The organism is Caballeronia sp. NCF2, from assembly GCF_023631205.1.
In the GTDB taxonomy this organism is placed as follows: domain Bacteria; phylum Pseudomonadota; class Gammaproteobacteria; order Burkholderiales; family Burkholderiaceae; genus Caballeronia; species Caballeronia zhejiangensis.
Genome location: NZ_JALQDN010000062.1, coordinates 48699 through 61991 on the forward strand (window position 1 = coordinate 48699; position 13293 = coordinate 61991).

Below are 13293 nucleotides of genomic sequence, written 5' to 3' on the forward strand. Positions count from 1 at the left end.
CGTCTGCAACGACGAGACGGAATCAGGCGCGTTGAGGTGCGCGTTGCGCGGCGTAAATGATAATAATTATCAATAACGCTCCGCAAGCTTGTCAAGCAACGCTTAAAAGTGGAACGCTGTGGCGTGATCGCGCGAACAGAATGCGATCCGCGTGTGGCGCATCGGCGAGCACAAAATGGACGAACTGGCGGCGTTTATTCTTTGCCCGTGACCCACTTTTTCGTCGCGTGATAGCCGCGCTTCGACGTATCGGCGATGGCATGTCCGGCCGATTTCGCGCCGTCGCCGATGGCGTGCGCCGCATCCCGCGCCGCACGTCCGGTCTGGCGCCCGGCCGATTTCACGTCTTCCTTGAACTGATGGGCGCCCGATTCGACGCTCGCATGTGCCAACGGGCCGAGCGCGATCAGCAAGGCCGGAACGATGAGCAAGGTAGTCTTTTTCATGCCGGCGATTTTCGCATATCGCGCGGACCGCTCCGTTCCGCAAAAAAACGGAACGAACGTGTCACGCGCGGTGTAACTCTCAGCAAGCCGTCGGCCGCACGCGCTCGACTTCGAGTCCGAAAAACGGACGCAGTCGCGTGCCGACTACATTGCCGAAGAAGGCCGCGACGAGCCACAGCCAGCCATGCAGGCTGCCCGATACGATGCCGCTGAAATACGCACCGATGTTGCAGCCGTACGCGAGCCGCGCGCCATAACCGAGCAGCAAGCCGCCGACGATCGCCGCGATCAGCGAGCGCATCGGCACGCGCCAGACGGGCGCATAGCGGCCCGCGAGCGCGGCGGCGAGCATCGCGCCGAGCACGATGCCGATATCCATCACGGATGTAACGTCGTGAGAAATCGGCGCGGCGAGCGCGGCCGCGTTGGCCTTGCTCATCCAGTATGGCCAGCTCGCGGTATCGACGCCGAACAGGGCCGCCGCTTTCGCGCCCCACAACGCGAACGCGGACGTGATGCCCCACGGACGCCCGGACAGTGCGAGCGTCGCGAAGTTGAGCACGGCGAGGGCGATGCCGCCTGCCACGAGCGGCCACGGTCCATGCAGCCATGGCGATGTATGCGCCGGCTGCACGTGCGCGGCGACGAGCTTGCCATGACGGCGCTTCTCGATGACGACCGTGACCGCCGCGATCAGCGCGAACACGATCCAGTTGACGGCGAGCGCGGGCCCCGCGCCGAGCGTCTTCACGAGCGATACCGGTTGCATTTGCGGCAATGCGGTCCAGAACGGCATGTGCGCGGTCGCGATGACGGAACCCGCGATGAACGCAGCGAGCGTCACGATCATTCGCGTGCTGCCGCCGCCGACGGTGTACAACGTGCCCGACGCACAGCCGCCGCCCAGTTGCATGCCGATACCGAAGATGAACGCGCCCACGACCACCGACGTCCCTACCGGCGACACGAGCCCGGTCACGGGCGTACCGAACAGCGTCCCTGCCGCGAGCGCGGGAAAGAACAGCGCGACGCCGACCGCGAGCATCAGCATTTGCGCGCGCAGCCCGGCGCCGCGGCCATCGGAGATGAACACGCGCCACGCCGACGTGAAACCGAACGCCGCGTGATAAAGCGAGACGCCGAGCAGCGCGCCGACCACGTAAAGCGCAGCCTGGCGCGCGCCGACGGTTTGCCCGAGATACACCGCGCCGAGCACGATCAGCAACGCGGCGATGCCGAGCGGCTTCGGATCGATATCCGCGCGGCGTGCAAGAGGAGTAGCGAGATCTGACATGACGATAAGCGTTTCGAAAAAATGCGGAAGAGCTACTTATTTTCTCGCGTTTGGCTGATCTTCGCAGGCGGCACAGCGCTTGCATCGGCCGATGCATCGAAGCCCTTTCCTGCACGGAGAAGAAGATGCATATCGTCTGTCACATGATGTCGTCGATCGACGGCCGCAGTCTCACCGACAACTGGAACCTCGATTTCGCGTCGCCCACCTACGAAGACACCGCCGCGCGCTTCAACGCCGATGCGTGGGTATGCGGCCGCGTCACGATGCAGGAAATCTCGCATGGCAAGGACCGCGACTATCCGCGCGGGCTCGCGAAGGGTCCGATTCCACGCACCGATCATTTCGCGAAACGCGACGCGAGCCAGTACGCGATTTCCATCGATCCGAAGGGACGTGTCGCCTGGAAGAGCAATACGGCGCTCGAATCGCATATCGTCGAAGTGCTGAGCGAGAGCGTCGATGACGATTACCTCGCGTATCTGCAATCGATCGACGCATCGTATGTGTTCGGCGGCAAGGACGATATCGAACTGAAGCGCGTCGTCGAAACGCTCGAACGCGAGTTGAAGATCAAGAAGCTGATCGTCGAAGGCGGCGGACATGTGTCGGGCGCGTTCGTCAATGCGCAGCTTGCCGATGAAGTCAGCGTGCTGATCATGCCGCTCGTCGATGGACGCAAAGCGCATACGTCGTCGTTCGAAGTCGCGATGGACAAGTGGAAAACGCCCGCCTACCTCAAGCTGGATTCCATCGAAAAACTGGAACACGACGTCGTGTGGCTGCGCTATACGCGCAAGTCCTGAACCTCGGGATTTACCCGCGCCACCGCATGCAAGCCGTTAAAAATGCGGCTTGCATTGTTATAATTCTTTCATCCCGCGAATAAAAGCTAACATCATTCCTCGCGCCGCTCCGATGGCCAAGAACGACCGCCTGCGTGCCCTTTCCGGCGCGCTCGAAAAACAGAACGTGATGCGTCTGCGCGATGCGGCCGCGCTGCTCGGCGTTTCGGAGATGACGGTGCGCCGCGATATCGCCGCGCATCCCGGCCAGTTCACCTATCTCGGCGGCTATATCGTCAGCGCCGCCGATGTCCCCAACGCGGGCTACACGATCGAGGAAGAGAAAGACCATTTCGCGCAAGCGAAGGCCGTCGCTTCGAATCACGCGGCGCGTCTGCTCGCGGATAGCGAAACCATCTTCATCGATTGCGGCACGACGCTGACCACGCTCGCGCGGCAGATTCCCACGGAGATGCATCTCACTGTCGTGTGCTATTCGCTCAATGTCGCGGAAATTTTGCGGCGCAAGCCCAACGTGCGGATGATCCTGCTCGGCGGCGTCTATGTGCCGTCATCGGAATCGTTCGCCAGCGACGAGAGCGTCGAAACCTTGCGGCGCATGGGCATCAACAAGGCGTTCATGTCGGCGGGCGGCGTCGATGAAGCGCGCGGCGTGACGTGCTGGAACTTTCATGAAGTCGCCATCAAGCAAGCCGCGATGGCGAGTTCGGTGGAACGTCATCTCGTCGTCGATGCGAGCAAGTTCGGCAAGGTCAAGGCCGTGCGCTTCTCGCAGCTTTCCGAGTTCGATTCGGTGATTACCGAGGAAGGTCAGAAGCTCCGCAAACGCGTCTGAATCGTTCCGATAAAAATCAGCAAGGCTCGTTCAGGTTTCGAACGAGCCTTTTTTGTTCCGCTTTTCGAAGGGCGTTACTGTCTGCGTCCCAGCGCGAACAACGTCCCCGCAACGAGAATGAACGCGCCGATGATGACCTTCTGCCAGGTGCTCGGCACGCCGATGAGAATCAGCACGCTATTGATGAGCGTCACCAGCACGACGCCCAAAAGCGTACCCACCACCGTTCCCGTACCGCCCGTGATGCGGGCACCGCCGAGAATCACCGCCGCGATCACATCGAGTTCCGTGCCGACGAGATCGAACGGGTTCGCAAGCCGGTTCGTCGACACGTGCAGGATGCCCGCCACGCCCGCCAGCAAGCCGGTATAGCCGAACACGAAAAGATGAATGGCGCGCAAGTCATAACCGAGACGTTCTGCAATGGCGAGCGAGCCGCCCATCGCATAGACGCCGCGGCCCATCATCGTGCGATTGAGCAGCCACCAGGTCACGATCGCCGCGATCACGAGCGCGAGCACGGACACCGGCAAAACCGCGCGCAAGCCATCCGGCGTGTGATAGAAAAACAGCGGCAGGCGCCCGAACGTATCCATGCTGTGCGGAATGTTCATGAAGAACTGCGTGCCGACGAACGTCAGCAACAATCCGCGATACAAATATTGCGTGCCGATGGTGACGATCAGCGAAGGCGCTTTCAATCGATGCACGAGCATGCCGTTGATGACGCCGAGAATCACGCCGCCGATTGCGCCCGCAAGCAGAATCAGCACGAACGGGCACTCCGGCCACCAAGCGAAGACAGCCTTCGTGATCGAATACATCGTCAACGCGGCGATTGCCGTGAACGACACGTCGATGCCGCCCGACGCCAGCACGACGAGCGTGCCGAGCGCGAAGAGCGAGACCGTCGTCGCGGAATGGAGCATGTCGAACAGTGTCGCGAACTGGAAGAAGCGCGGATTGATGCTGCCCACGACGAGACACGTCACCACGATCAGCCCGACCGTGAACCACTCCGGATTGCGCATCAGTTGCGCATACAGATTGCCCTTGCGCACGCGCGGCGCGACCTGGGCCGCGTGTTGCGGCATCGTCTCGCTTCCCGTGCGGCGGATGGATTCGCTCATGCTCATGCTGCCTCTGAAAGTAGCGCGTGATAAAGATCGGCCTCGTTCAAGCGGTCCGCGCGATATTCGTTCGCGACGCGGCCTTTCTTCATCATCAGAATACGGTCGCAGTTCTGCAGCAGTTCGGGCAGGTCGTCGCTGATCAATATGATGCCGATGCCCTCCTTCGACAGCCGCTGCATGATGCGATAAATGATGTCCTTCGATCCCACATCGACGCCCACGGTCGGACCATGCAGGATCAGCACGCGCGGATCGATCGCGAGCCAGCGGCCGATCAGCACGCGCTGCTGGTTGCCGCCCGAAAGCGATTGCACCGGCTTGTCAACATCGGGCGTCGCGATCTGCAAGTCCTTCACGGTGCGCTCGGCAAGCTCTTGCGCACGCTTGCGATCGATCTGACCGAAGCGGTCGCGCAGGCTCGCGATCATCGCGGTGACGACGTTGTCGCGAATCGGCTTGTCGAGAAAAAGCCCTTCGTTCAGGCGGTCTTCGGGCACATAGCCGATACGTTGCGCCTTCGCATCCGCGGGCGAATGCAGACGCACGCGCATGCCGTCGAGCGTCACCGTGCCCGTGTCCGCAGGCGCGACGCCCGCAAGCGCACGCGCAAGTTCGTTGCGGCCCGAATCGAGCAGCCCCGTCACGCCGAGAATCTCGCCCTTGTGCAGCTTGAACGACACATCGGCGAACTGGCCCTTGCGGCCGAGACCTTGCACGTCGAGCACGATCTGCGACGCGGCTCCGTCATCTTCCGCGCGATAGCGTTCCGTCGACAGATGCTTGCCCGTCATGAGCTCGCTGATCTGCGCCTTCGTATAGTTTTCGATCGGACCTTGCGCCATCTTCTGGCCGTCGCGCAGCACGATCACTTCGCCGCCGATCGCATAGCACTCGTCGAGCTTGTGACTCACGAACAGCACGGCGACGCCATCCGCGCGCAAACGCGCAAGCACGGCGATGAGGTTATCGACTTCTTTCTGCGTGAGCGATGTCGTCGGCTCGTCCATGATGACGAACTTCGCTTCGCTCGCAATGGCGCGCGCGATCGCAACGAGCTGGCGCGTCGCGAGCGGCAGTTGCTCGATGAGCGTCTTCTGGAAATCCGCGTCGCCCGGCAGTCCGACGGCTTCTAGCGCACGCGCGGCGGTTTGTGCGAGCGCTTTGCGATCGAACGTGCGCGCGAGCTTGCCCGCATGTTCCGCGAGTTCGGATGTCAGCGCGACGTTCTCCGCGACGCTCATGTTCGGCAGCAGCGACAAGTCCTGATAAACGGTTTCGATGCCCGCTGAAAGCGATTCGAGCGGCGAAAGCTTCTTGTGACGCGCGCCTTCGATCACGAGCTCGCCTTCATCGGGCGGTTGCGCGCCCGAGATGATCTTGATGAGCGTGCTCTTGCCGCAACCGTTCTCGCCGAGCAAGTGATAGATCTGGCCGCGCTCGAACGAGAGGCTTACGCCACGCAGCGCATAGACGCCGGTGAAACGTTTATGGATATCGACGACTTCGAGGAGCGGTGTCATATCGTGTAGTCGAGCGAGGCACACCGCAGTGCGCCTCGCGAATGGCATCAGAAGTTGTATTGCTTGTAGTTCGACTTGTCGACATCGACCCAGCCGGTGCCGCGCACGATCACGCCCTTGCCCGGGCCCTTCGTGACCGTCACCTTGTTATAGCCGGTGATGCCGAGGTCTGCGCCGTTCTGCACTTCCTTGCCGTCGACGAGCATCTGCGCGACCTTGTTCATCGCGAGACCGGCGAGCTTCGGATCCCAGAACGCGATGCCGTTGATCGCGCCGCTTTCGAGGAACTTGGCCGCTTCCGTCGGCAAGCCGGTGCCGTACACGCAGATCTTCCCGACCTTGCCGGCCTCTTCGACCGCGCGGCCGATACCGATGACGTCGAGCGACGACGAACCCTGGAAGCCCGTCAGATCCGGATGCTTGCGCAGCACTTCCTTCGCGACCTGATACGCGCGCTCGCCATCGTTATTCGTTTCGAGCTTCGGTTCGACCAGATCCATCTTCGGATACTTGGCCTTCGCATTGCCGATGCCGCCATCGGCCCATTGCACCTGCGAGCGCGAGCCGAGCGAGCCGACCAGCACCGCCCACTTGCCCTGATTGTTCATGCACTTCGCGAGACGCTCGTTCAGGCCCGCGCCGTATGCGGTGTTGTCGAAGGCTTCGATGTCGACCATCGTGTTCTTCGCGTTGTCCGCTTCATGCGTGACAACCTTGATGCCCCGATCCATCGCTTTCTTGAGGGCGGGTTCGAGCGTCGGCGGATCGTAGGGCACTACCGCAATTGCCGTGACCTTCTTCGCGATCAGATCCTCGATGATCTTGAGTTGCTGCGCGGCGTCGGCGCGGCCCGGACCCGTCTGATATGCGTTGATGTTCGGATTCTCCTTGCCGAACTCCTTCACGCCTTCGTCCATGCGATTGAACCAGTTGATGCCGGTCACTTTCACGACCGTCACGATGGTTTCGTTGGTCGCGGCCTGCGCCGCTGCGATCGCGCCCGCCGCGAGTGCGATCGCGGTGAGTGCGGTGCCCAGTTTGCTCAGCTTCATTGCGTTGTCTCCTTTATCTATCCATTGGTCTCTTTGAACATCACACGCAACACTAACGTCCGGTCGATGCGGGCGGCGGTGGAACATTGCTCTTGGGCGCGGCTCCGCCGATGCCGAAGATCGCGCGCACGCGATCGCCGCCCGCGAATGCAAGCGATGCGAGCAGCAGGAAGCCCCAAGCGCAATCGCCGAAAAACTGCGATACGCCGAGCAGATTGAAGAGGCTCGACAGAAATTGCAACACGGTCGCGGCGAGAAACACGCAGACGATGCGTCCATAACCGCCCGCCGGATTCACGCCGCCCATCACCGCGATCAGGATCGCGATCAGCAGATACGAATTGCCGTAGTCCCACTTCGCGCTCGACGTATGCGTTGCGCTGATGAGACCCGCGAGCGAGGCGAGCACGCCGCACATCCCATACGTGAGAATCAGCATGCGCGCGCGCGGAATGCCCGCGTAGAACGCGGCCTTCGGGTTCGTGCCCATCAGATAGAGACGCAGGCCGAACGGCGTACGCTTCAGAATCCAGCCGAGCAGCAGAACCGCGGCGATGAAGATCCACAGTGAAATGGGCACTTGCAGGAAGGTGCCGTTGCCGATGTTCGACAGCGGATCGACGTATTCCACGCGCACGGATGCGCCGTTGCTCAACACCACCGCGATGCCGGTGAAGAGCAACTGCGTGCCGAGCGTGCAGAGAATCGGCGTGAGCTTCAGCTTCGCGATGACGACGCCATTGAGCAAGCCGCCGAGCGCACCCATCACCATGACGATGCATACGAATACCGCGGTATAGAGCGCGGGCGAATCGTCGGCGGAGACCATATGCGGCAGCATCATCGCGGCGACCATGCCGGAGAGATTCGCAAGGCCCACGCCCGACAGATCGATGCCGCCGTTGCCCGACACCATCGACAGCATGATGCCGAGCGCAAGCAGGCCGAGCTCGGGCAACTGGCCGCCCATCGACTGAAGATTGTCGATGTCGAGGAACTGGCCGTGCGACATCCACGTTGCGACGATCACCACGAGCACGTTCACGCCGATCAGAAAGTTGAACTGGCGATCCGCGAGCCACTTCGACGCTTTCATTGCGTGACGCTCCTTTCCGCTAGCAGCGCGTTGATTTCGTCGAGACGCGGCATCGACGGCGCGGTGCCCGGACGCGTCACCGAAATGCTCGCGAGCGCGCAGCCGAAGCGCACTGCATCCACAGGGCTTTCGCCGCGTGCGAGGGCCGCCGCGAAGCCGCCGGTGAAGCCATCGCCCGCGCCCGCCGTCTCGACGACGCGGCCGCATTCGAAAGCAGGCACGAGCGTCGATTCGTTCGACGTATGCAAGAGCGCGCCCGCTTCGCCGAGCGTGACGATCACGGCGCGTGCGCCTTTTTGGAGCAGTACGTTCGCGGCGCGGCGTGCGTCGTCCACCGAAGCGATCTCGATGCCGGTGAGCGCCTGCGCTTCGGTTTCGTTCGGCGTGATGTAGTCGCAAAGTGGATAGATATCGTCCGTCAGCGGCAAGGCGGGCGCGGGATTGAACACCGTCGTCACGCCATGTTTGCGCGCGAGTTCGAGTCCACGGCGCGCGGCCGGAATCGGTTGTTCGAGCTGCGTGACGAAGACGCCGGCACGCGCGATATCGTCTTCGATCGCATCGACGTCTTCGGGCGCGAGCGTGCCCGCAGCGCCCGCCGCGACGATGATCGCATTGCCGCCCGTGTTCTCATCGACATAGATATGCGCGGCACCCGTCGCGACATCGTTCATTACCGTTGCGCGCGATGTGATGCCTTCGGCGCTCCATGTCGCCTGCGCGATATCGCCGAACGCATCCGCGCCGATGCGGGTGCAGAAGATCACGTCCGCGCCCGCGCGTGCGGCGGCCACCGCCTGATTCGAGCCCTTGCCGCCCGGTCCCATCTGGAACGCGGAACCCGCGACCGTTTCGCCGAGCAGCGGCATGCGTTGCGCGCGAAACGCGAGGTCCGTCACATAGATGCCGAGAATGACGACGCTTTTCATCGCGTGCCTCCGTGCGCGGCTTCGGGCGCATCCGGCGCGAGTTGCACGCCCTTCTTGAAGATGAAGCAGCCATAGCCGCGCGCTTCGCCCGTCGCGATCACGCAATATGCGTTCTTCGCGCGCTCGTAGAACGCGAAGCGTTCGACCGGCGCGAAGGGCAGCGCGCGGCCTTCGGCATCGTCCACTTCGCGTTGGGCTTCGCGTTGCACGGCGGGCAAGGTAGTTGCATCGCCAACTATCTCCATGCGGCCCGCGGGATCGTCGACGAACGTATCGAGCGGCAGCACCGACAACACGGCGCGCACCGCACGCGGCGCGCTCACGCCGTCCATGCGCAGCACGCGGCCGAGCACCGTTTTACGCGCGACAGAGTCAGCGGGGAAATGGGCATCGCAGATCACCACTTCGTCGCCGTGGCCCATCGCGGCAAGCGCGTACAGGATATCGGCGTTCAAGAGCGGATCGATGTTCTTCAGCACAGCGTCTCCTCCATGCATGAGCGCGTTCCGTATCGGAATCGCGCCGAGTCAATTCCTTGATCAGTCTCCGTACGGCACCCAGATGTTCTTCACTTGCACCGCCTGTCGAAGGAAAGGCAGCCCTTCGCTTGCGGCATCGTGCCAGTCGAACACGCGGCCCTGATCGACGAACGTGCGCTTCAGATTGCCGATCGACTCGCGCTCCACCATCGCCGATAGCGACGCGCCGTGGAAGCACCAGAGCGCATCGACGTCATCGTGTTGCGCGAGCGTTTGAGCCAGCGAACGCGCGTCGCCGGTGACGATGTTCAGCGCGCCGCCCGGCACATCCGATGTCTCGACGACCTGATAGAAGTCCGTCGCCATCAGCGGACACGTCTCGCTCGGCACGACGACCACGCGATTGCCCAGCGCGAGCGCGGGCGCGACGAGGGACACGAACCCGAGCAACGGCGCTTCATCGGGACACACGATGCCGATCACGCCCAGCGCTTCGTGCATCGCCAGCGCGACGCCATGCAGCGGGGGCGCATGCACGGCGCCGTCGTACTTGTCGGCCCAGGCGGCATACGTGAAGAACCGCGCGATCGATGCATCGACTTCGCGCTTCGCATCGCGCTCGCTCGAACCGGCGCGCGTGACGAGCTGCTTCGCGAATTCATCGGCGCGTGCGCTCAGGTTTTCCGCGAGGTAGTACAGCACTTGCGCGCGGTTGTGCGCGCTCGCCGACGACCATTTCGTCATGCCGCGCGCGGCCGCGACCGCATTGCGTATGTCCTTGCGATTGCCTTCGCCCACTTCGCCGACGATCTCACCGGCGGGCGAATGCACGAGCCGCGAATAACCGCTGTCGGGCCGCGCCTGCTTGCCGGCGATGAAGAGCTTCGCCGTGCGATCGAGCGCACTCACATTGCCCGCATCGACGAGCGAATCCGGTTGCGCCTGCAACGATTTCGTTTCGCCGCGAACCGGAAGCTTGGCCCATGCGCGCGGCTTCAGGTATTCGTAGATGCCCTCGCGTCCGCCTTCGCGTCCGAAGCCCGACTCGCGATATCCGCCGAAGCCGACCGCCGCATCGAAGAGATTGGTCGCGTTGATCCACACGACGCCGCATTGCAGGCGCGGGGCGACGTCGAGCGCGCGGCTGATGTTCTCGCTCCACACGCTCGCGGCAAGGCCGTAGCGCGTGTTATTTGCGAGCGCAACGGCTTCTTCCGGCGTGCGGAAGCTCATCGTCACGAGCACGGGCCCGAAGATCTCTTCCTGCGCGAGCGTCGATGCGGGCGCGACGTTGGTGACGAGCGTCGGCGGAAAGAATGCACCGCTCTCGGGCAACGTGGCACGCGGCGATCGATAGACTTCGCAGCCTTCGCGCTCGCCCTTGTCGACGAGCGCGCGAATGCGTTCGAGCTGAATGTCGTCGACGACCGCGCTCATGTCGATGCCCTTATCCAGCGACGTGCCGACGCGCAGCGTATCCATGCGGCGCTTCAGCTTCTCGACGAAGCGCGCTTCGATGCCTTCCTGCACGAGCAGACGGGAGCCCGCGCAACACACTTGTCCCTGATTGAACCAGATCGCATCGACGACACCTTCGACGGCGCTGTCGATATCGGCATCGTCGAACACGATGAACGGCGACTTGCCGCCGAGTTCGAGCGTGAGCGACTTGCCCGAACCCGCCGTGCTCGCGCGAATCTGACGGCCCACTTCGGTCGATCCCGTGAATGCGATCTTCGCGACGCGTTGATGTTCGACGAGCGCCGCGCCCGTGCTGCCATCGCCGGTGACGATGTTGAGCACGCCCTTCGGCAAGCCCGCGCGATGCGCCAATTCAGCGAACAGCAACGCCGTCAACGACGTGAATTCCGCGGGCTTCAGCACGACGGTATTGCCGAGCGCGAGCGCCGGCGCGATCTTCCACGCGAGCATCAGCAGCGGGAAATTCCACGGCACGATCTGGCCGATCACGCCGAGCGGCGCCCAGTCCGCGAACTCCTTGTCCTGCAGTTGCGCCCATCCCGCGTGATGCAGAAAATGCCTTGCTACAAGGGGTATATCGATATCGCGCGACTCGCGGATCGGCTTGCCGTTGTCGAGCGATTCGAGCACGGCGAAGAGACGGCTGTGCCGCTGCACCATGCGCGAAAGCGCATAGAGATGACGCGCGCGCCCCGCTCCGCCGGTGGCTTGCCAGCCTTCGAGCGCATCGTGCGCGGCTTGCACAGCGGCATCGACATCCGCTCCCGTGCCTTGCGCGATCGATGCGAGCACGCGGCCGGTCGCGGGTTCTCGTGAGTCGAAGCGCGCGGCGTCGTCGCTGTCGCGCCATGCGCCGTTGACGAAGTGACCGAAGCGCCCGTCATGCTGATCGAGCCATGCGCGCGCGGCGCGATCGTCTTCCGGTGCGGGTCCGTATTCCATCGAAGAGAAGTATTCGGCAACGCTCATGAGGCTGTTTAGTGAAGTCTGTTGGATCAGGCGACGGGATGGCGATTGAACGACGAATAACGTCCGCTCACATGGTGTTCGAGTTGGCGTTCGATATCCGCGAGCAGGCTCGATGCGCCGATGCGAAACAGATCCGCTTCGAGCCATTCGCGCCCGAGCTCTTCCTTCATGAGGATCTGATACTCGAGCACCGACTTCGCAGTCGACACGCCGCCCGCCGGCTTGAAGCCGATCATGACGCCCGTGCGCGCGAGATAGTCGCGGATCATCCGCACCATCACGAGCGACACGTCGAGCGTCGCGTTGACGCTTTCCTTGCCCGTCGATGTCTTGATGAAATCGGCGCCGGCCATCATGCAGATCATCGATGCCTTCGCGACATTCGACAGCGTGCGGATATCGCCGGTCGCGAGAATCGCCTTGACGTGCGCGTCGCCGCATGCCGCGCGGAAATCGCGCATCTCGTCGTAGAGCGCTTTCCAGTTACCCGTCAGCACATGCTCGCGCGTGACGACGATATCGATCTCGGACGCGCCATCTCTCACCGATGCTTCGATCTCGCGCAACTTCAGTTCGTGCGGATTGAGGCCAGCGGGAAAGCCCGTCGATACGGCCGCGACCGGAATGCCGCTGCCCTCGAGCGCGTTCACTGCCGTCCTGACGTAACGGTGATAGACGCACACCGCCCCCGTTTTGATCGACAGAGGCGGCATGCCGAGCGCGTCGAGCAGATCGTCGCGCAATGGACGGCGCGCCTTCGCACAGAGACGTTCGACGCGGCCATGCGTGTCGTCGCCGGAAAGCGTCGTGAGATCGATGCAGGTGATGGCCTTGAGCAGCCACGCCGCCTGCGCGTCTTTCTTGACCGCGCGGCGCGTGCCGAGCGTCGACGCGCGGCGCGTCACCGCCGACTGATTCACGCGCAGGCCGTCGAGCCAGGCGAGATCGAACGGCACGCCGGGATTGCGCGCGCTGGCGTGAACCTGGGCCTTGCCGGGCCACGCGACGATGGACTTCGATGCAGTTTCCAGCATGAGATCGGTATGCCGGCGTCTTGTGCGACGCACAACAGTTTTTGATAGATTGATCTCAGTTTATAGCATTCTTGTTAGGATCGTGACATAGGGAAAGTTCGGAGACGACCGCGCCGAGTCTCACTCTTCCGTGCAAACCCTCGGTTGACGTCTTTGCGTTCATCGACGCAAACTTGAAGCGCTTCAAATCCAATCGATCAACCCAAACAGAGCAAATT

The 13293-nt window shown here is 62.8% G+C and carries 12 protein-coding genes; 2 read left to right on the forward strand and 10 right to left on the reverse strand.

Annotated features, from left to right (window positions below):
- Positions 1-194: 194 nt before the first annotated feature.
- Positions 195-446 (reverse strand): hypothetical protein, encoded by a 252-nt coding sequence (locus NCS02_RS21100; protein ID WP_250440998.1) that lies wholly within the window; start codon positions 444-446, stop codon positions 195-197.
- Positions 447-525: 79 nt separating this feature from the next.
- Positions 526-1740, reverse strand: coding sequence for a YeeE/YedE family protein (locus tag NCS02_RS21105; protein WP_250503253.1), 1215 nt, complete (start codon positions 1738-1740; stop codon positions 526-528).
- A gap of 125 nt (positions 1741-1865) precedes the next feature.
- Between NCS02_RS21105 and NCS02_RS21110 the strand changes: the two genes are divergently transcribed.
- Positions 1866-2546 (forward strand): dihydrofolate reductase family protein, encoded by a 681-nt coding sequence (locus tag NCS02_RS21110; RefSeq protein WP_250503254.1) that lies wholly within the window; start codon positions 1866-1868, stop codon positions 2544-2546.
- A 112-nt stretch (positions 2547-2658) separates the two neighbouring features.
- Positions 2659-3381, forward strand: coding sequence for a DeoR/GlpR family DNA-binding transcription regulator (locus NCS02_RS21115; protein WP_008348173.1), 723 nt, complete (start codon positions 2659-2661; stop codon positions 3379-3381).
- 74 nt (positions 3382-3455) lie between these two features.
- Here NCS02_RS21115 and NCS02_RS21120 read toward each other — a convergent pair whose 3' ends face one another.
- Genes NCS02_RS21120 through deoC form a run of 8 tightly spaced genes read right to left on the reverse strand, consistent with a single transcriptional unit; the run spans position 3456 to position 13075 of the window.
- Entirely contained in the window at positions 3456-4475 is a 1020-nt protein-coding gene (locus NCS02_RS21120; protein ID WP_250503331.1) for an ABC transporter permease, read from the reverse strand.
- Positions 4476-4513: 38 nt separating this feature from the next.
- Positions 4514-6034, reverse strand: coding sequence for a sugar ABC transporter ATP-binding protein (locus tag NCS02_RS21125; protein ID WP_250503255.1), 1521 nt, complete (start codon positions 6032-6034; stop codon positions 4514-4516).
- A 47-nt stretch (positions 6035-6081) separates the two neighbouring features.
- Entirely contained in the window at positions 6082-7086 is a 1005-nt protein-coding gene (locus tag NCS02_RS21130; RefSeq protein ID WP_250436582.1) for a substrate-binding domain-containing protein, read from the reverse strand.
- A gap of 52 nt (positions 7087-7138) precedes the next feature.
- Entirely contained in the window at positions 7139-8182 is a 1044-nt protein-coding gene (locus NCS02_RS21135) for an ABC transporter permease (protein WP_008348180.1), read from the reverse strand.
- The gene (gene rbsK, locus NCS02_RS21140) at positions 8179-9111 is read right to left on the reverse strand and encodes a ribokinase (RefSeq protein WP_250503256.1); all 933 of its coding nucleotides are present in this window, start codon (positions 9109-9111) and stop codon (positions 8179-8181) included. The genes NCS02_RS21135 and rbsK overlap by 4 nt, the downstream gene beginning before the upstream one ends.
- Positions 9108-9590, reverse strand: coding sequence for an RbsD/FucU family protein (locus tag NCS02_RS21145; protein ID WP_008348185.1), 483 nt, complete (start codon positions 9588-9590; stop codon positions 9108-9110). Before NCS02_RS21145 ends, rbsK begins: the two co-directional genes overlap by 4 nt.
- Before the next feature lie 60 nt (positions 9591-9650).
- A complete protein-coding gene (locus NCS02_RS21150; RefSeq protein ID WP_250523280.1) occupies positions 9651-12041 on the reverse strand; it encodes an aldehyde dehydrogenase family protein in 2391 nt (796 codons plus the stop codon).
- Between the two features lie 26 nt (positions 12042-12067).
- Positions 12068-13075: a deoxyribose-phosphate aldolase gene (gene deoC / locus NCS02_RS21155; protein ID WP_250436587.1), complete on the reverse strand. Its 1008-nt coding sequence runs from the start codon at positions 13073-13075 to the stop codon at positions 12068-12070.
- Positions 13076-13293 lie beyond the last annotated feature (218 nt).